This is a genomic window from Desulfobacter postgatei 2ac9 (genome assembly GCF_000233695.2).
Lineage (GTDB): Bacteria > Desulfobacterota > Desulfobacteria > Desulfobacterales > Desulfobacteraceae > Desulfobacter > Desulfobacter postgatei.
In genome coordinates this window covers 168,198-187,028 of the sequence record NZ_CM001488.1, presented here as the reverse complement: position 1 = coordinate 187,028, position 18,831 = coordinate 168,198, and the positions used below count along the sequence as shown (strand labels likewise).

Here is an 18,831-nt window from a genome sequence, read left to right as displayed (position 1 = left end):
TAAAGCGGTTTGTATTTGGCATGGGAAGGTTTTTTTACACGTATGACACAGGCATCCGCCCGGTCAGGCCTGCCGTGACCTCGTAATTGATGGTGCCTGTGAGACCGGCGATGTCGTCCGCCGTAATCCGTTCATTTGCCTGGGTACCGAGAATGGTGACATCATCTCCGGGTTTGATTCCCGGAATGTGCCCCACATCAATCATGGTAAAATCCATGGTAACCCGGCCCACAATAGGGGCCTTTTGGCCTTTGATCAGCATCTGTCCCTGGTTGGACAAAAGCCGGCTGTACCCGTCTGCATACCCGATGGGCACCGTGGCAATCACCGTGGGGGCCGCTGTGACGTGGGTGGACCCGTAGGAGATGCTGAAATCCTTGGGCACTGCCTTGACATAAATGACCTTTGCCGTGATGGACATGATCGGTACAAGCTTATGCCCTGTGATGTCCACCTCACCGGACGGGGCCATCCCGTACATGGCAATGCCCGGGCGCACCATGTCAAAATGGGCTTCGGGCAACTCAAGAAGCGCTGCGGAGTTGGCTGCATGGCGGATTTCAGGGTGAATTCCCATATCCGCCAGCATGGCAACCATGTCATTGAACCGGGCCAGTTGTCCTTTGACATGGGTTTTGTCGATCATGTCCGCCTTGGCAAAATGGGTGTAGGTGCCTTCCACCTCCATTCCCTTTAGGCCCGCAATCTCCCGGGCCTGACCTATACCCGCCGCCTGCCCGGACTCCTTTATCACTACGTCGGGATGAAGAAACCCCAGGCGCCCCATGCCTGTATCCAGCTTGATATGAATTTTAAGCGTGGTGTTTAAGGCTTGGGCCGCGGCAGACAGGGCCCGGGCCGTTTGGATATCAGCCACGCTTGCCCGGATGCCGTGGGTTGCAAGAAAGGAGACCTGTTCAGGCAGGGCGTCTCCTAAAAGAAGAATGGGCGCCGTGATACCGGCATCTCTCATGGCAACGGCTTCCGAGATCCGGACCACGGCAAGAAAATGGCTTCCGTTTTCCAGTGCGGTTTTTGCGCACTGTATCCCGCCATGCCCGTAAGCATTGGCCTTGACCACGGCGCAGAACCGGGTACCGGTTGGCGTAAGGCTTTTGAGGGTTCGCACATTCTGTCCAAAGGCGGACAGATCTACCTGCACCCGGCTTTGGGGCTCAAGGAGACCCGCTTTGGGGGTATTCATCAGTCTGCCTTTCCAAGACCGTAGGCTGTTGTGTATGCTTTCCAGTCTGCCATCAGGGCAAGGGTTTTTTTTCCGGGTTTGCCGTCGGCAATAAGCGTATCATCGACCTGGATGACGGGCACAATCTCTTTATTTGATGCCGTGATAAACATTTCATCCATGCCGGCCAGATCTGTCTGGGGGATAAAATCCAGGACAATGTCATATTTTTTTTCTAACAGCTCAAGAACCGCGTCCCGGGTTACGCCGGACAGAATGCCGCTGGGCGGGGTGATCAGGGTGGTGCCTTTGAATGCAAAAAGATTGGTGGTGGTGCCTTCCAGCAACCGGTTGTCCTTGTCTTTGTATATGGCTTCAACGGCCCCAAGGCTGCGGGCCTTTTGCTGGGCAAAGACGGCTGACAGATAGTTGCTGCTCTTGGCTTCGGGAATAAATCTTTCCATGTCCACGGTGATGATTTTGGTGCCTTTGGTATACCACCATTCCGGCAGTTCGTGCTTGGGCGTGGCCATAACCATGAGGATACCGTTGCCCTGGGGGGTTACGCCGTCAGAGCTGATGCCGCCGGTGTAGACGATGCGGATATTTTCCTCTTTGTGGTCCGGGTTCTTTTCTATGGTCTGCATGACAATGTCGCAGATCTCTTTTTTCGAATGGTTCAGTTCGAGTCCGATATGGCGGGCGGAATTTTCCAGGCGGGCCACATGTTTTTCCAGACGAAAGGGGCGTCTGTTATAGGTGATCAGAAAATCAAATACACCAAATCCCCTTAATACGGTGATGTCTTTTACAGAAAGGGTGGCCTCGTCTTCTGATACGAATTTGCCGTCAATATAATAAGTGTCCATGGGTTGCTCCGTTTATTGCAAATGTACCTTTACTTCCGCCAGGGAACTGACTGCCAGACGCGTCAGGTGTGTGTTTAGAATTAACTGATATAGAACATGGTGATTGGCGTCAATAAAGATTACACCAGACCCATAAGAATTTAAAAAACATGGGTTAAATATTTTTTAAGAAAAATTGGATTTTACCCAGATATTTTCCACGCACAGCACAGCCTGTTCTTTGAAATTTTTTTCCATGTTTGCGCCGAAACTCCCGGCATTTTCCCCGAAAACCAGGCTCGGGTTCAAAGGGTCTGTGCCCCTGGCCTTTTTGATGGCATTTACCTTTTCCCACCAAAGCGCTGCATGCGTTGTTTTATCTTCACTGAAAATAAGTTTGAATCCGGCGTTTTCTGCATACGCCTCAATGTTTTGCCGGGAGCAGAGCATGGAGGCCGCCGCATTACCGGCCCAGGGGACAGGGTAAAGGGGGGCGGGCCCTGGGCCATCCACAATCTCGTGCAGGATCAGTTTGCCCCGGGGGGCCAGTACCCTTGAAAATTCGGCAAAGACCTTTGGTTTATCTTTTATGTTGAGCAATACGTGCTGGCAGAGCACAGCGTCAAAAAAGTTGTCCGGGTAGGGTAAGGCCAGCAGGGATCCGTGTTGAAAGTTAATGATACCCTCCTTTGCAAAGCCGCACCACTGGTTTAACATGCTTGCGGTTTCAATGAACTCTTCGGACAGGTCAATGCCATGGACAACAAGACCGAAATTTTGTGCCAGAAGCCGGGATGTGCCACCAATACCGCAGCCGGCATCCAAAATGGTCATGCCTTTGTCCAGACCGGCGTGTTCCATCAATTCGATGGTCGCAGGGGCTGCACCCGTATGAAGCTGGTCAACCGGGGCAAGATCCCGCAGACTGATCTGTCCCGGAATTTTGCCTGCTTTTTCAAGTACCCGGCGAATTTTCGCCCCAAGCGCCGGGCAGGTATAATGGGTTTTGATCGCATCTTTCATATAGTATTTTCCTTATTAACGCTCCTCAACTTGTTGCAAAAAGCCTATATATATAAGAAATGTCATTGTCAAACAGATTCCTAACCTTTTTTATTGCACAGGGGGGAAGGCCCATGATTCTTGCAGGGGATGTCGGCGGCACAAAAACAGTGCTTGCGATTTATGCCGGCAAAACGCAAGTGCCGGCAAATCCGGTTTACGAAACCCGCTTTAAAAATGCAGATTATGCATGTTTTGAAACCATTCTTAAAGAGTTTTTAGATCATACCGGTGCAACCCCCCAAGCTGCCTGTTTCGGGGTGGCAGGGACGGTAAAAAACCGCCGTTGCCGGATCACCAATCTGCCCTGGGAGATCAGCGCCGATGAAATTAAAAAGAGCTGCGGTATCCCTGAGGTCTCTTTGATTAATGATTTGAAAGCCATTGCCGTTGCAGTGCCCCATCTGGACAAAGGCGCCCTGTTTACATTGAATCCGGGAAAATCGGACCCTTTGGGAAACATGGCGATTGTTGCTCCGGGCACGGGCCTGGGCATTGCCTTTCTGGTCTGGACAGGTGCCCGTTACCGTGCCTTTGCCAGCGAGGGGGGACATACGGCCTTTTCTCCACGGGATTCCCGGGAGGTTAACCTTCTGGCGTTTTTAACCCGGCGCTACGGCCATGTCAGTTTTGAACGCGTATGCTCGGGCAGTCAGCTACCCAATATTTATGAGTATTTTCTGGAAAAGAAAATTTTTCCGGAACCTGCCTGGCTAAAGGAAAAACTGGCTGCAGCGGCAGACAGAACCCCGGTAATTGTGGAGACCGCCCTTAAAAAAGAGGCTGATATTTGCGTGGCCACACTGGATATGTTTGTCCATGCCCTTGGCACAATCACCGGCAATATGGCTGTGACGCTTCTGCCCACAGGCGGCATCTATCTTGGCGGCGGCATGCCGCTGCGCATCCTCAAAAGGTTGACTCAACCTGATTTTTTAGGCCGTATCGCCGACAAGGGACGGTTTGTTTCATTGTGCGCCGATATGCCCGTCCATGTGATTCTTGATCCCAAGGCAGCCCTGCATGGTGCTGCCTGGTATGGTTTTGAAAATCTCAAGTTCGGGCCTCCGGCACCCAATCAATAACAGATCAATTTTTATTGCGATAACTTATCCCTTCATATTTCATGGGTTTTGCGTTTATATTGAACTTAATTTGAAGTTTATCCCTGATACGCTCTTCGGCAACAACAGAAAATAGGAAGACATATGGAACAGAAGATTAAAAAAATCATGGTATTGGGATTGGGAAAAGTAGGGGCTTTGGTGGGCACCCTGCTCAAAGAAACCGGTTTTGAGGTAACCGGAGTCGCTCTGAGGGAAAAAGATGGGCTGCCGTTTCCCTCCAAAGCCATGGATATAGGCAAAATAGAAAAACTGGAAGAAGAGCTGTTGGGTATGGATGCCGTCATTTCCTGTATGCCCTATCATTTAAATAAAAAGATCGCCTCGGTCGTTTGCAAAAAAGGCATTCATTATTTTGACCTGACCGAGGACGTTCCTACCACAAAAGCAATTATTACCATGAGTAAAGATGCCAAATCAGCTATGGTTCCACAATGCGGCTTGGCTCCTGGTTTTATCTGTATCATCGGGGCATCACTTGCAGAACAATTTGAAAAAATTCGCCATATCAGACTACGGGTCGGGGCCCTTCCCCACCATCCAACAGGGCTTTTGGGATATGCGTTCAACTGGTCACCGGAAGGGGTGGTTAACGAGTATCTCAATGACTGTGAGGTCCTTGAAAATGGTGAGAAAAAATGTATTTCTCCCCTGGAGTGGTTAGAGACCATTGTTATAAACGGGGTACAGTTGGAAGCCTTTACAACCTCAGGAGGGCTTGGCACCATGTGCGACACATATGCGGGCAGGGCTAAAAATATTGATTATAAAACAATCCGGTATCCTGGTCACGCAAAGCTCATGAACTTTATTTTCCATGAACTGCTTATGCGGGAGGATCGTCAGTATGTCGGAAATCTCCTGGCTAATGCTAAGCCGCCTGTCAGCGATGATGTTGTCTTTATTCATGCCTCAGTGGAAGGCGTGAAAGGCAGCCTTATGCGGGATGAATATGTCAGAGCCTTTTATCCCGTTGAGATAGCAGGCCGGATTTACCGGGCCATTTCCTGGACTACGGCAGCCTCGGCCTGTGCCGTCATAGAAATGGTAAGCAATGGGTCTTTACCCGATAGAGGGTTCATCCGGCAGGAATCCATTCCGCTCAATGCTTTTCTGCAGACCAGTAATGGCAGGCTTTATAATAATGAACCCCATGGCGGGGATATCTTTAAGCGCTTGTTTGGTAATTGATGAATTGTACTATTCGTTACAATGGCCGACACAGGGAACTATTCATTGCTTTTTGCCTTGATTTTATATATTCGTCATTTTTGTGCAATTGATTACGGATAAAGGAGTGATAGATGGTTTATATAGTGTTGTATCTTGCCGTGGGCGGCGTGGCCGGTGTGCTGGCCGGGCTTCTGGGTATTGGTGGCGGTCTTGTGATTGTCCCCATGCTCACTTCGGTTTTTACGCACCAGAATGTGGCCCATGAGGTCATTGTTCATATGGCCCTGGGCACGTCGTTGGCCAGTATTTTGTTTACGTCGATTTCCAGCATGCGTTCCCATCATAAACACAACGCTGTGGTCTGGCCTGTGGTATTCAGAATTACGCCGGGTATTCTGGTAGGGACGTTTACAGGAACCTGGATTGCCTCCATGCTTTCCACCAATTTTCTTAAATGTTTTTTCGGCATTTTTTTATACTATGTGGCCACCCAGATGCTTATGGGAATAAAACCCAAACCCACTCGGGACATCCCCGGCACTGCAGGAATTTTTGCGGCAGGCAGCATCATCGGCGTATTTTCGAGTCTTGTGGGTATTGGCGGCGGTACGCTGTCCGTGCCGTTTCTGACCTGGTGTAATACCAAGATTCACAAAGCCATCGGCACTTCCGCAGGTATTGGGTTTCCCATTGCCGTAGCCGGGTTTATAGGATATGTGATTAACGGGCTTGGCGCCCCGAACCTGCCGCCCCTGTCCCTGGGGTTTGTTAACCTTGGCGCTCTGGCAGGAATTGTTGCCGCATCGGTACTCACGGCACCCATTGGGGTAAAACTTGCCCACAGCCTGCCCGTTGACAAGCTCAAACGTGTTTTTGCCGTACTGCTGTATGTGGTGGGTACAAGGATGCTGATCTCTGTGTTCTGGTAATATCAGGTTTATTTACTGAGTATCCCTATTTGAAACCTTATAACGAAAAAAGGGGATAATCACAGATTATCCCCCTTTTTATTTTATGTCTGCCGAGGAATGGTGTTTCCCGGGCGTTGTACTTTAATTATACAACGGTTATCCCTTGAAGGTTGCTTTAAACTGAGCCAGAGCACCACCGAGTTTCAGGGTGGGGATCACGTCTAAGTCAAAAGCGCGTTCCAGCGGAAATTTTTGGCCGTTGACTTCAAGGAACAGGTCGCCGGCCAGATCTTTGGCATCAAAGGATACCGTATCGCCCTGTTTGATCTTGTCGTAGTCAGCCGGGTTCTTGAAGGTCATGGGAACGATACCGAAGTTAACCAGGTTGGCCACATGAATACGGGCAAAAGATTTAACGATAACCGCGCGGATACCAAGCCATCTTGGGCAAAGTGCGGCATGTTCACGGGAACTTCCCTGACCGTAGTTTTCAGCACCAATGATGAAGCCTTCTCCGCCGGCGTCTCTGTGAGCCACAGCGCGTTCTGCGAAGGTGCCGTCAACCAGTCTGTAAGTAGCCTGCATTGCGTATTCTTTAACATTGGAGCGCAGGGGCAGGTATACACCGGCAGGCTGAATGTCGTCAGTACTGATGTTGTCGCCAAGTTTCAGCAGAACTTCGCCTTTTACAACGTCGGGCAGGGGAGAGAACTCAGGCAGAGCCATGATGTTGGGTCCGCGAACAATGCCTTCGGACTTGTCGGCTTTATCCGGCATGATAAAGGAATCGGTGTCGATAACCGGCGGAACGACGTTGATGGCAATGTCTTTTGCTTCGGGTACGGTGATTTCACCGGTCAGGGCACTGGCAGCTGCAACAAGCGGGCTGATCAGGTGACACTTGGCATCGTCTGTTCCTGAACGTTTCGGGAAGTTACGGTTGAAGGTTCTCAGAGTGATACCTTCGCTTGGGGGGGAACCGCCCTGGCCGATACAAGCGCCACAGCCATTTTCCATGATCCTGACACCGGAAGCGAACATCATTTTGATGTACCCTGCGTCTGCAAGCTGCATGGCAACGGATCTGGAACCGGGATAGAGCAGGGTGTCAACCTTTACACGTTTGCCTTTAAGCGTTTCTGCAAAGGTTGCGATGTTTTCAAAAGAGCTGTTGGTGCAGGAACCGATACAAACCTGGTGAATTTTGGTTCCGGCATGATCTTTAACTTTTTCAACATTGCCCGGAGAGGGATAGATGGCGATCAGCGGTTCGATTTCAGACAGGTTAATATTGATTTCAGCGTCATAGGAAGCGCCTTCGTCTGCGGACATTGCTTTGTAGTCGCCGCCGCGGCCGCGGCTTTCCAGGAAAGCCTTGGTGTTTTCATCACTGGGGAAGATAGAGGTGGTGGCACCCATTTCAGCGCCCATGTTGGTGATGGTGGCACGTTCGGTCAAGGAGAGGGTTTTAACGCCCGGGCCTGCATATTCAAAGATAATGCCCTTGCCGCCTTTTACGGATACAATTTCGAGCATCTTCAGGATGACATCCATGCCCATACAGTTTTTGGGCAGTTTGCCGGTCAGGTTAACCCTGGTCACCTTGGGCATGGGCATGGTGTACATGCCGGTAGCCATTGCCAGGGCAACGTCATATCCGCCTGCACCCATGAAGATAGCACTACAACCACCGGCATTAACGGTATGGCTGTCAGCGCCAACACCTGTCATACCGGGTTTAACAAAGTTTTCCATGTTTGTGAAATGGCAGATACCGGTTCCGGGGGGGGAGAAGATGATACCGAGTTTTGCGGCAACCGTTCTCAGGTACTGATGGTCATCCGGGTTTCTGAAACCGGATTGAAGCATACTGTGATCAACAAAGTTCACAGAAAGGGGCTTTACTTTAGATACACCCATTGCTTCCAGCTGAAGCATACACATGGTACCGGTGGCATCCTGGGTGAAAGCTTCATCAATCTTGATTTTGATCAATTCCCCGGGTGCCGGCAATGCAGCAGGTTCAACCAGGTGATCCTTGAGGATCTTATGTGTCAAACTTAAAGCGCTCATTTTACCTCTCTTTATTTATGGTTATGGTTATGATTAATGCCTCGATCCAGACGGAATTCACCCTCTTAAGCCGAGGACTTAAATCTTTGCCCCTGTGTTAGTACGATTGTTATGAGCTGCAAGCACACCACTCACGATTCGAGAATGTAGGATAGGAAGATACTTTTTGTCAAGGAAAGTATTAAGGATAATTAAATTAAATGATTAAGTTTGGTGTATGGCCTTTAAGGACAGGGGGATTCCATGTCACTCGTTCATAAATTGATATTAAATTTCAAATGGTTAATCAAAGTATATAAAGGGTGTTCAGTTTTTTCTGAAGAAGATTCATGGTCCCGAACAATCTTTCAATCTCACTCATTGTTGTAAACATAATTCTCCTCCTTGAATATAATCAGAAATAAATCTTGACACAGAAAACGGTCACATTATTTTTTATAAAAAAATAAAACCTGGATTCCCGGCATAAAATTTGCTTAGCCAACCCTTGCGCTCTGATACATAAAAATCTGCTGAGGCTTGGCCTCTGCAAACCCTGACCCAAGATCATATTTGATGACTTATTGGCCAGCAATCTTAGCTAATCCATTTTTTTACTGAACTATACTTGATTACCCATGGTCAAATCACGCCAGATAGGCACAGTTCACCATTAGCGCTCTGCGCATAACTTCTCCATCCCGATTTTTTACCCAATAATGTGCTTATCCTGGAGAACAACGTAACCGGTACAATACGTTCTCAGCCAATTGGGCAAACGGGTTGATCTTACCAAATGAAATGCTCCACCGCCGACCACTATATATTAAACGGCCAGCCATATACATTAAATCCTGCATAACTGTTCTTAACCTCCTTCGTGAGACTTTTTTTCTACGGTTGATCGGAAGATTGTTCTCATCCTGCTCCTCAAGGCTAATTTGGCCTATGATTCTAAGAATGTTATACGCCAAAAGAGCAAGATGGAGAATCAGGCTGTTGCTGCTAAAACGGCAACTGGGGAAGCGTTCTAACCCAAGATCACTTTTGATTTCTGAATGAAATTGTTCACTGGTTCCATGATCATGGTATAAATTGATGACCTCTTGGGGGCTCAGCCCGGCGATGGTAACCCAATAGGTCTCGACTTCAATTGTGGGAAAAAGCAGGGGCTCCCCTTTTTCTTCATATCGTTCAGTCACTTTGAAGACAATCGGACGTGGCAATGCCCGCCCTTTTGGGTCAACAGTTGTTTGCCCGACCCACACACTTTTGTGTCCACAGCGAATCAATCTAACGCTTTCAGTATTCTGGGCCAGGATAAGCCAACCATCCAAAGATTCTTTACGTAAATTGCGCTTAACCAAGACATCAACACCTTCGCATGTTTTTATTACTTCAAAATTATCCTGACTGTCATTTCCTGAATCAAGACGGATAAGAAGAGGTTCCTGGGTAATCTGCCTGGTTAATTTTAATATTTCTTGAATGAATTCCGGGGTGTTTTTTTGACAATGCTGGCTGCCTTCTCTAAGCTCTACATTGATTAAGTATCCTTCAGTTCCTAAATATCCGAACATTGGTGCATAGCCATCACAGCCTTTGTATGTCCTGGAAACTCCCTCTTTTTTCGTTTTTGAATTGTCAAAAGGGCTAACGTCCAGATCTAAGGGAATATAATTGCCGACACTCGTCTGAACCGGTGAAATGGCGGGTGCTTTGCCTCGAATCATTTCAACTGAAGCCTCCTTGATAAGTTCATTGGCAGATTCCCCGATCAGGTCAATGCGTTCACGCAATGTTGATTGAGAAGGACAATTGCTGATTCCCAGAGATTGTGTAAAGAAAAATGGATCCTGCCTGAAAATTTCAATAGCGATATAGTCTGGCTTACCAACACAAATAAGTCCCAACATGGACGAAAGGATCTCTCCATGAGAAATATTAGGATCAACACAATGTACATCCGGTAAATTTTTGAACCGCTGGGCAAAATTAATCGACTTAAGCAATGCACCTACAGGGAGCAATCCGCTTTGACTGACAAGGTTTTCATTTCCATGTTTTACATTGATAGTGGTCGGCATCGGTCTTCACCTCCGAAGTGAATGTTTTTTTAATGCCATTGTATTAATTTTATATTAAAATTTCAATATGTTATAATTAAAAAAGCAATCTTTATGCCGCTAACTCAGGTAAAAAGTAATAGTTTTAAACCTAAACAGAGGAGGTATACGATGAACATTAAAAAATGGGTACCCTGGAACTGGTTTAAAAAAGAGGAAGAGGATGCGGGTAAAATGGTGCCGGTAGCACGTGAAAAAACAGGAAAAAGCGCAAGCGTTCCTGCCCATCCGCTAGAGCAGTTTCATCAGGAAATTGACCAGCTCTTTGATCGGGCGTTTCGCGGGTTCGGGCTGTCTCCATTCAGCCCTGACCAGTCGTTGGTTCCAACTTTTGCCGACGGCATACTGAAACCCACCCTGGATCTTGGCGCCACTGACAAGGAATATACCGTTACCGTTGAGATACCCGGTGTGGATGAAAAGGATGTCAAACTGGAAATCATTAACGATACCCTGACCATCAGCGGTGAAAAGAAACAGGAAAAAGAAGAAAAGGAAAAAAATTTTTACCGGATGGAACGTTCTTACGGTTCTTTCCAGAGGATTTTGTCCCTTCCCGAAGATGCGGATCAGGACAAAGTCAAGGCTACATTTAAAACAGGCGTATTGACTGTAACCATGCCCAGAAAGGCACTGCCGAAATCCAACGTAAAACAGATTGAGGTGAAAACCGCATGAAACCATGCAGTGTTTTAATGAATTGCCACAAACTTTATTCAAAAAGGACGGCGTTCTCCGTCTGACACTGCCCAAGGACAGGAAATGCATGCCCTCGCCGGATCAAGGTTCAGGCAGGTGATGGCTCAACACGAGACCCGGTTCAATCAGAACCGGGTCTTTTTTCAAATTGCTCATTTGGTCTATAAAAAAAATTTTAGTTTAAAGGATTTCACTGATACGAAAATGTACCGTTAAATAAAAATTTTTAATTCCATACGTATCCAGCGGCAATTGAACCAAATGATGGTCTGATATACCTGAAGGGTAGTTGATCATGACAGGATACTCGCCTGACACAACACCTTGACCACGACATCGCCGGCATTCGTACATGCCAACCCATCCTTGCCCGGAACAGGCCGGACATTTGAGTTGCGCCGGCAGTGTTATTTTGATTCGTCCACCCTGAAACGCCTGTAAAGGTGTCAGCGTGATAACAACATTGAGGTTCTCAGGATGTTCGCTTTTAGGACCTGGTGTCTGGCTGAAATTGCTGAATATCTTGTCAAATAATTCATCAAATGACGATTGATACGTATGAAAAGACCTGGCAAGGCTTGCCGCCCCCAAATTCACGGGCTGTTGCTGACCAGGGATTAGAGGTTCTGCTTGTCTGCCCGGGCCCGATTGGATACTTTCTGCATACCGGGATCTTAACTTATCTTTTTGTATTAAAACCTCAAGATCATGGACACGTCTTTTAGATGGATCGGACAGTACTGAATATGCCTCCTGGATGTCAAGAAAGGGAGAATGGTTATCTCCGCCGTAATGATCCGGATGAAACTCTTTGACAAGTTTTCGATATGCGTCTTTGATATCATCCGGTGTTGCTTCTGAAGGAATTCCTAAAACAAGGTAATAGTTTTTTTGCATAACATCACCTCCTGATAAAAATGCTTCAATAGAACATCCATGGGCTGACCTGAGATATCAACTTCCAGGCATAGCCCACAAAAAAAGCTTGAAAGATCTGACTAACTTACCCAGATTTTTTTATAAACAATATCAAAATTAAAACAGTGCTGTGGCTTTCTCAAGAGCAAAAATAGATATAAAAATTAACGTGTCAATATAATTAAAATTATGATTAATATTTTTACTTACAAAGTAATGCGGGTTCATTGTTTTTTTGGAATAAGGGCAAGCGTAATTTGCCTACCGCAAGAGATTTACGGAAAAAAATTACAGAGCTGGGCATCACGGTTGACACGATTTATACGGACGACTGGACAAGTTTTGTAAAAACCTTCAAATCCGACAATCATGTTACGGGGAAAGCCAATACTGTTGGAATTGAAGGAAATAATTGCAGATTGAGACACAGAATTCGACGTGCATTTAGAAAAACGTGTTGTTTTTCCAAAAACCTTTATAACCATCTTAAATCATTTGAGTTAGTCTTTTTTTATATCAATTTTGGTCATGTATAAAAAGCATAGCATACTTTTTACATCACCACCGTTTATGGTTGTATTCATATTACCTCCTTGTTGACGGATTCCGCAACATTAACGGCAATCTCTCCGGAGATGAGTTCTGGGAGTAGGGTATCACGGAGTTGGGTGAGGGAGGAAATCTGATTTTCATTATTCAAAATTTGTTGATCAAATCCCCCTATAAGTCTTGAAAACTCTTTTAAATTCTTAGCATTAGGATGAATAATTTTTATATTTTTTAAGGCCTTCTGATTAATCGAGCCAAACACTGTACCTTCTGTGTCAAAATTATTGAAATATTGCTCTAATTTTTTAAGGGTATAATAAGTATATGCCTCGCACCCTGATTTATGACGTAGGGCGGCCAACCCTCTGCCAATGCAACAAATTGTCGCAGCCTTGTTAACATCTCCAACAGGAGCTCTTACACTTAATAGGGTGTCTCCTTTTTGGGCAAAGCGTTTTGGTGCTGTGCAGAAAACCCGATTAACAGGATAACGCCATTTGAAATCTCTTCGCCCCTGAAAGAAAGGAGTTCCTTCCTGATTTTTGTTATAAGTATGTCCGGGCGGAGATTGTCCCATTGTTACAATAAACTCAACTCCGATAGTTGAAACGCCCCATCCCTTCGGAATCAACCCTAATTCGGAGTCGGTGAGTTCGTCGGGGAAGAGGGCGGCGGTCGCGCGGAGATGGACAAGCTGGTCAGGGCAGATGTGGTCGAGTTCGGCGTCGGTTTTACCGCTGATGGCGCACATGGCCGCGCGTTCCGGGTCCTGGCCGTTTGTTTTTGCCTCGATCCTGGCCTTGACCGGTTCGAAATCCACAAACCACGATTTGAAAATGGCCTGGGCCATCTCCTCCAGGGTCTGGTTGATCTGGCGGTTGAGTTGACCTTTATCGTCGATCGCGCTGAGTATTTCAGCGATTCTATCTTCAACATCTCCACCAAATCGCCGTATCTCAAGATCATTGATTGCTTTTAAACTGAGCGTTTTTTGTGTGCTGCCAACTACAGAAAATTCGATTTGGTTTTTTACCTGTGGTGAATTAAGGGCAATGTATAAATAACGAGGATTGATTTTAGGGACTATGGCGGTTGTGTTTTGTCCAAGGCAGAAATTGCTATCGTCTACCAATGCGGTTAATCCATACGACCCAACCCTGGTAATAATTATGTCGTTCTTTTTTGGTTTGTACCGACGGGAGAACTCAGCAAAGACTTCATCACTTACTTTTAGAGTATCTGATAAATCTAATTTCCCATATTTAACATCTGTACACCGAACCATAGGGAAACCTGTCTCCGAATATTTCGGTGTCTTATGCAGTGAATCGATAACATCTGCTACTTCTGATAATTTGCTAAAGTTAGCACTCACCCCTCCCAACTCCTGCAAAACCACTCCTTGCCATGCTTCCGAAACTTCTCATTATTAATAGTCCTGTAGATCAGCAGATCCACCCGCTGGGCCATGGGAAGTCGGTCAATTTCAGCCCCGAGCCTGGCCTGGTCGGAGATGGTCAGCTCATCCCCATACAGGGCCAAATCCACATCTGAGGTCATGGAAAAAGTTCCCATGGCTTCAAGAAAAATTTCTGTATCATCTTCACTATTGCTCATTACTATTTCCCCGTGTTCAAATTTTATACCCCAGTCCGGCCAGATTCTGTTTAATCTGCTCTTCCAGCTTGGCACTCTCATTAAACTGCCCTGAAAGCCGGGCCGTCAATCGAGCCATCTTATCGGCAAAGGGTTCGCCGTCCTCCTCCGCTTCCGCAGCCCCCACATAGCGGCCCGGCGTCAGCACATGGTCATGCTTGGTAATCACGTCCAGTTTGGCAGACATGCAGAACCCGGCCTCGTCCGCGTATCCTTCGCCTTTCCGCCAGGCATGGAAGGCTCCGGCAATTTTGTCGATCTCCTCCTTCTTGAAATCCCGCAGCACCCGGTCCTTCATGTAGCCCAGGTTGCGGGCATCGATAAACAGCACTTCGCCGGAGCGGTCCCGGAAACTGTTGCGCGCTTTCTTGTTGCGGGTCAAAAACCAGATACAGGCCGGAATCTGGGTATTGGTGAAGAGCTGGCCGGGCAGGGCCACCATGCACTCTACAAGATCGTTTTCGATCAGCGCCTTTCTGATCTGGCCCTCGGTGTTGGTGTTGGAACTCATGGAGCCGTTTGCCAGGAGCAACCCCATGGAACCATTGGGGGCCAGATGATAAAACATGTGCTGGAGCCAGGCAAAGTTGGCGTTGTTCGTCGGCGGTCTGCCGTACTGCCAGCGCGGATCATTATCACTGACGCCGGTGTTCCACTCCTTCATGTTAAAGGGCGGATTGGCCATGATGGTGTCGGCGCGCAGGTCCGGGTGCTGGTCATTGGTAAAGGTATTGGCCGGTTCCTTGCCGAAGTTGAAGTCCAGGCCCCGGATCACCATGTTCATGGCTGCCAGCTGCCAGGTGGTGTGGTTGTACTCCTGGCCGTAGATGGAGACACTGCCGAGGCTTCCGCCATGCGCCTTGATAAACCGCTCGCTCTGCACAAAGAAGCCGCCGGAACCCATGGCCGGATCATATACCCGACCCCGAAAGGGCTGCAGCATCTCGACAATCAGAGAAACAATGGATTTCGGGGTGTAAAACTGGCCACCCTTCTTGCCTTCGGCCAGGGCGAACTGACCGAGAAAATATTCATAGACATGCCCAAGGATGTCCTTGAACTGCAGGGTGTCGTGGGCAAAGGGAATCTGGGAAAGCAGGTTGATCAGCTCAATAAGTTTGGACTGATCGATCTGCAAACGTCCGTATGATTTATTCAGTACACCTTTTAGCTTTGGATTGTCCTGTTCAATGGCCTCCAGGGCATCGTCGATGAGCCGCCCAACACTGCGGAAGGTGTAGGTGTGGGTCTTGCCGTTTTTGATCTTGATCCCGGTGCCCGGCGCAAGGGTGGCATTGTCGCGCAGGATCTGCCAGCGGGCCAGCTGCGGCACCCAGAAGACGTTTTTTTCGGTGTAATAGTCCCGAATCTCCAGCTCGTCAGCGATCTCGGCCTGGTATTCGGCCTCGGCGTAATAATCCCCGGGATCAAGAAAATAGTCATGCCCGGGCGTGTTGAACTGCTCGGTCAGCTCCTGCCGCCGCATGTCAAAAGCGTCCGAAACATATTTGACAAACAACAGCCCCAGGACCGCATGCTTATACTGGGCCGCATCCAGGGTGGCGCGCAGCTTGTCCGCCGCATTCCACAGCTTTTTATCCAGGGAATCAAAAAATTTTTGTTCTTTATCCGGCATGGGGTTTATTTTCTTTTGCTTGGAAATTGATTTTTGGAAAGGCTCGCTAATTAAGGTTTTTGGAGAATATCCTGACTGCCGCATGAATGGCAAGGGAGAAGTTAAATTTGCCCCGACATGATGGGGGCTTAAAGATTCTGTTGGTGTTATACCGGCCTTTGGCCCGGCATCAATATCTTGAAAAAACCGGTCCCGGTATGATAATGGATTGATTATAAAAACATGCCTGCATCTGAAAAACTGCGATGCAGGCAGTTGCTTTTTTAAAATAAGGAAGGGTTTTTTTATGTCGCTGCTCAAAGAACGCCGGAAAACCCGGCAGATAAATGTGGGATCACAACCTGTGGGCTCCGATGCCCCGGTCTCGGTTCAGTCTATGACCAACACCCAGACCCAGGATGTGCAAGCCACTGTAAATCAGATATTGTCCCTGGAAAAGGCCGGGTGCGAAATTGTCCGGGCAGCTGTGCCGGATATGGAAGCGGCCAAGGCGTTAAAAAAAATTAAAGCGCAGATTCACATCCCCTTGATTGCCGACATCCATTTTGACTGGCGTCTGGCTATTGCTTCGGCCGAATCCGGTGTGGATGGACTGCGGATCAATCCAGGCAATATCGGCACGGCCGACAAAATAAAAGCAGTGGTGGACTGTGCCAAGGCCCACAAGCTTCCCATCCGCATCGGGGTAAACGGCGGATCTTTGGAAAAAGAGATTGAGAAACAATACGGTGTCACAGCCAGGGGCATGGTGGAAAGTGCCCTTGCCAATATTCGGATTCTTGAGGATCTGGGGTTTTATGATATTAAGGTATCCCTGAAAGCTTCGGATGTGGCGCGCACCGTGGAGGCTTACCGGCAGCTTTCACCGTTGACCGACGTGCCTCTTCATGTGGGGGTCACCGAGGCCGGTGGCCTTTATGCAGGCATCACCAAGTCCGCCATCGGCATCGGCATGCTGCTGTCCGAAGGGATCGGAGACACCATCCGGGTCTCCCTGACCCGGGACCCGGTGGAAGAGATCCGTACCGGGTTTGAAATTTTACGCGCATTGGGTCTGCGCCAGCGGGGTCCGGAGTTGATCTCCTGCCCCACCTGCGGACGGTGTAAAATAAATTTGTTTAAAATTGCCGAACAGGTAGAAAAAGCTTTACTTGAGCGCTCAGCACGGATTAAAGTTGCTATTATGGGATGCGTGGTCAACGGTCCGGGAGAAGCCAAAGAAGCCGATATCGGCATTGCCGGGGGCGACGGCAATGGAATTTTGTTTAAAAAGGGGAAAGTCATCCGCAAAATTGATCAGGCGTATCTTGTGGATGAACTCATAAAAGAGATTGATGCAATGACCTTAAAGGCGGAGGAAGTAAATGGGAAAGAAAGTTAAGACAGCCATCACCCCCACAAGGGAAGAAGATTATTCCCAGTGGTACCAGGAGGTGGTAAAAGCCTCGGACATGTCGGAAAATTCGCCGGTCCGCGGATGCATGGTGATCAAACCCTGGGGATATGCCATCTGGGAGAACATCCAGCGCCAGATGGATGCCATGTTCAAGGAAACCGGGGTAAAAAACGCCTATTTCCCATTATTTATTCCTCTAAGCTACCTTGAAAAAGAGGCCGAGCATGTGGAAGGTTTTGCCAAAGAGTGTGCCGTTGTCACCCATCACAAGCTGGAAAAGGGCGAAAACGGCCGGCTTGTACCGGCCGGAGAACTGGCCGAGCCGTTGATTGTCCGGCCCACATCCGAAACAATTATCGGCGAGTCCATGTCCAGATGGACGTCATCCTACCGGGATCTGCCTATTCTTTTGAACCAGTGGGCCAATGTGGTGCGCTGGGAAATGCGTACCCGTATGTTTCTGCGCACCAGTGAGTTTTTATGGCAGGAAGGACATACAGCCCATGCCACGAAAGAAGAGGCCATGGAACGGACCCTTCAGATGCTGGAAATTTACGCCAAATTTGTTGAAGAGAGACTGGCCATGCCGGTCATCAAAGGCCGTAAAAGTGAATCCGAACGGTTCCCCGGTGCTGACGACACCACGTGTATTGAAGCCATGATGCAGGATAAAAGAGCGCTGCAGGCCGGCACCTCCCATTTCCTGGGCCAGAACTTTGCCAAAGGCTCCAATATTAAATTTCAGAATGAGGAGGGCCAGGAATCCTTTGCCTGGACCACATCCTGGGGAACGTCCACCCGGATGATCGGCGGCATGATCATGGTGCATTCCGATGATGACGGTCTGGTGGTTCCGCCCCGCATCGCCCCGGCCCATGTGGTGATCCTGCCCATTATCAAGAAAGGGGCTGACAATTCAGAGGTCCAGGAAAGTGCCCAAGCACTTCAAGCCGCGCTAAGACAGCAAACCTTTCACGGCCTTCCGGTTGAAGTGGAGATCGACAGCCGGGACATCGGCGGCGCCAGGGGGTGGGACTGGGTGAAAAAAGGCATTCCGGTGCGTGTGGAGCTTGGCCCCAGGGACATTGAAAACAACAGTTTGTTCATGGCCCGCAGGGATACGGGTGAGAAAAAGGGGATTAATAGAGAAGCGTTTATAAATACCATTGCCGATATCCTGGACGATATCCAGGAGACCCTGTTTCAGCGCGCCCAAGCTTTTCGGGAAGCCAACACCTTTTCCATTGATGAAAAAGACCAGTTTTATGATTTGTATAAAAAAGCAAACGGGTATAACAACGGTGCGTTTGTTCTGGCCCACTGGTGCGGATCAGACCAATGTGAAGAAAAAATAAAACAGGATCTGTCCGTAACCATCCGGTGTATTCCCTTTGACAGCCCTGACGAAGCGGGATCTTGTATTTATTGTGGCGAAAAAAGTGATCGGCGGGTACTTTTTGCTAAGGCTTACTAAGTTTAAGGTAGCGCGGCAACCGGT

Annotated in this window: 16 protein-coding genes; 7 read left to right on the top strand and 9 right to left on the bottom strand. The window is 48.3% G+C overall.

Annotated features, from left to right (window positions below; all coding sequences use genetic code 11):
• Window positions 1-34: 34 nt before the first annotated feature.
• From alr to DESPODRAFT_RS01015, 3 genes are all read right to left on the bottom strand, one after another.
• A complete protein-coding gene (gene alr / locus DESPODRAFT_RS01025; protein ID WP_004070624.1) occupies window positions 35-1,204 on the bottom strand; it encodes an alanine racemase in 1,170 nt (389 codons plus the stop codon).
• Complete coding sequence (locus DESPODRAFT_RS01020) at window positions 1,204-2,052, bottom strand: aminotransferase class IV (RefSeq protein WP_004070623.1); 849 nt, start codon at window positions 2,050-2,052, stop codon at window positions 1,204-1,206. Before DESPODRAFT_RS01020 ends, alr begins: the two co-directional genes overlap by 1 nt.
• Window positions 2,053-2,217: 165 nt before the next feature.
• On the bottom strand, window positions 2,218-3,054 hold the full coding sequence (locus tag DESPODRAFT_RS01015; protein WP_004070621.1) for a class I SAM-dependent methyltransferase: 837 nt from the start codon (window positions 3,052-3,054) through the stop codon (window positions 2,218-2,220).
• 113 nt (window positions 3,055-3,167) lie between these two features.
• Here DESPODRAFT_RS01015 and glk point away from each other — a divergent pair, with 113 nt between their 5' ends.
• From glk to DESPODRAFT_RS01000, 3 genes are all read left to right on the top strand, one after another.
• Window positions 3,168-4,178, top strand: coding sequence for a glucokinase (glk, locus tag DESPODRAFT_RS01010; RefSeq protein WP_004070618.1), 1,011 nt, complete (start codon window positions 3,168-3,170; stop codon window positions 4,176-4,178).
• Window positions 4,179-4,301: 123 nt separating this feature from the next.
• Window positions 4,302-5,408 carry a saccharopine dehydrogenase family protein gene (locus DESPODRAFT_RS01005; RefSeq protein ID WP_004070616.1) on the top strand — a complete coding sequence of 369 codons (1,107 nt, stop codon included), beginning with the start codon at window positions 4,302-4,304 and terminating at the stop codon, window positions 5,406-5,408.
• 113 nt (window positions 5,409-5,521) lie between these two features.
• Complete coding sequence (locus DESPODRAFT_RS01000) at window positions 5,522-6,319, top strand: sulfite exporter TauE/SafE family protein (protein ID WP_004070613.1); 798 nt, start codon at window positions 5,522-5,524, stop codon at window positions 6,317-6,319.
• Between the two features lie 138 nt (window positions 6,320-6,457).
• On the opposite strand, the gene DESPODRAFT_RS00995 is transcribed toward DESPODRAFT_RS01000, so the two are convergent.
• Both DESPODRAFT_RS00995 and DESPODRAFT_RS00985 read right to left on the bottom strand, forming a co-directional pair.
• Window positions 6,458-8,374 (bottom strand): aconitate hydratase, encoded by a 1,917-nt coding sequence (locus DESPODRAFT_RS00995; protein ID WP_004070612.1) that lies wholly within the window; start codon window positions 8,372-8,374, stop codon window positions 6,458-6,460.
• A gap of 704 nt (window positions 8,375-9,078) precedes the next feature.
• Window positions 9,079-10,440 (bottom strand): IS1380 family transposase, encoded by a 1,362-nt coding sequence (locus DESPODRAFT_RS00985; protein ID WP_004070609.1) that lies wholly within the window; start codon window positions 10,438-10,440, stop codon window positions 9,079-9,081.
• Window positions 10,441-10,590: 150 nt separating this feature from the next.
• On the opposite strand from DESPODRAFT_RS00985, the gene DESPODRAFT_RS00980 reads away from it, so the two are divergent.
• Window positions 10,591-11,157 (top strand): Hsp20/alpha crystallin family protein, encoded by a 567-nt coding sequence (locus DESPODRAFT_RS00980; protein ID WP_004070605.1) that lies wholly within the window; start codon window positions 10,591-10,593, stop codon window positions 11,155-11,157.
• 201 nt (window positions 11,158-11,358) lie between these two features.
• Here DESPODRAFT_RS00980 and DESPODRAFT_RS00975 read toward each other — a convergent pair whose 3' ends face one another.
• Window positions 11,359-12,075, bottom strand: a complete 717-nt coding sequence (locus DESPODRAFT_RS00975) for a DnaJ domain-containing protein (protein ID WP_004070601.1) — start codon at window positions 12,073-12,075, stop codon at window positions 11,359-11,361.
• A gap of 248 nt (window positions 12,076-12,323) precedes the next feature.
• Here DESPODRAFT_RS00975 and DESPODRAFT_RS21640 point away from each other — a divergent pair, with 248 nt between their 5' ends.
• Window positions 12,324-12,632: an IS1 family transposase gene (locus DESPODRAFT_RS21640; RefSeq protein ID WP_083843528.1), complete on the top strand. Its 309-nt coding sequence runs from the start codon at window positions 12,324-12,326 to the stop codon at window positions 12,630-12,632.
• Between the two features lie 44 nt (window positions 12,633-12,676).
• On the opposite strand, the gene DESPODRAFT_RS00970 is transcribed toward DESPODRAFT_RS21640, so the two are convergent.
• The 3 genes from DESPODRAFT_RS00970 to DESPODRAFT_RS00960 are packed head-to-tail and all read right to left on the bottom strand — an operon-like array spanning window position 12,677 to window position 15,937.
• Window positions 12,677-14,038: a restriction endonuclease subunit S gene (locus DESPODRAFT_RS00970; RefSeq protein WP_004070600.1), complete on the bottom strand. Its 1,362-nt coding sequence runs from the start codon at window positions 14,036-14,038 to the stop codon at window positions 12,677-12,679.
• Window positions 14,017-14,262: a nucleotidyltransferase domain-containing protein gene (locus tag DESPODRAFT_RS00965; protein ID WP_004070599.1), complete on the bottom strand. Its 246-nt coding sequence runs from the start codon at window positions 14,260-14,262 to the stop codon at window positions 14,017-14,019. The genes DESPODRAFT_RS00970 and DESPODRAFT_RS00965 overlap by 22 nt, the downstream gene beginning before the upstream one ends.
• 16 nt (window positions 14,263-14,278) lie before the next feature.
• On the bottom strand, window positions 14,279-15,937 hold the full coding sequence (locus DESPODRAFT_RS00960) for a class I SAM-dependent DNA methyltransferase (RefSeq protein WP_004070598.1): 1,659 nt from the start codon (window positions 15,935-15,937) through the stop codon (window positions 14,279-14,281).
• Between the two features lie 286 nt (window positions 15,938-16,223).
• Here DESPODRAFT_RS00960 and ispG point away from each other — a divergent pair, with 286 nt between their 5' ends.
• Complete coding sequence (ispG, locus tag DESPODRAFT_RS00955) at window positions 16,224-17,318, top strand: flavodoxin-dependent (E)-4-hydroxy-3-methylbut-2-enyl-diphosphate synthase (RefSeq protein ID WP_004070597.1); 1,095 nt, start codon at window positions 16,224-16,226, stop codon at window positions 17,316-17,318.
• Entirely contained in the window at window positions 17,302-18,807 is a 1,506-nt protein-coding gene (gene proS, locus DESPODRAFT_RS00950; protein ID WP_004070596.1) for a proline--tRNA ligase, read from the top strand. The genes ispG and proS overlap by 17 nt, the downstream gene beginning before the upstream one ends.
• The last annotated feature ends 24 nt before the right edge of the window (window positions 18,808-18,831 follow it).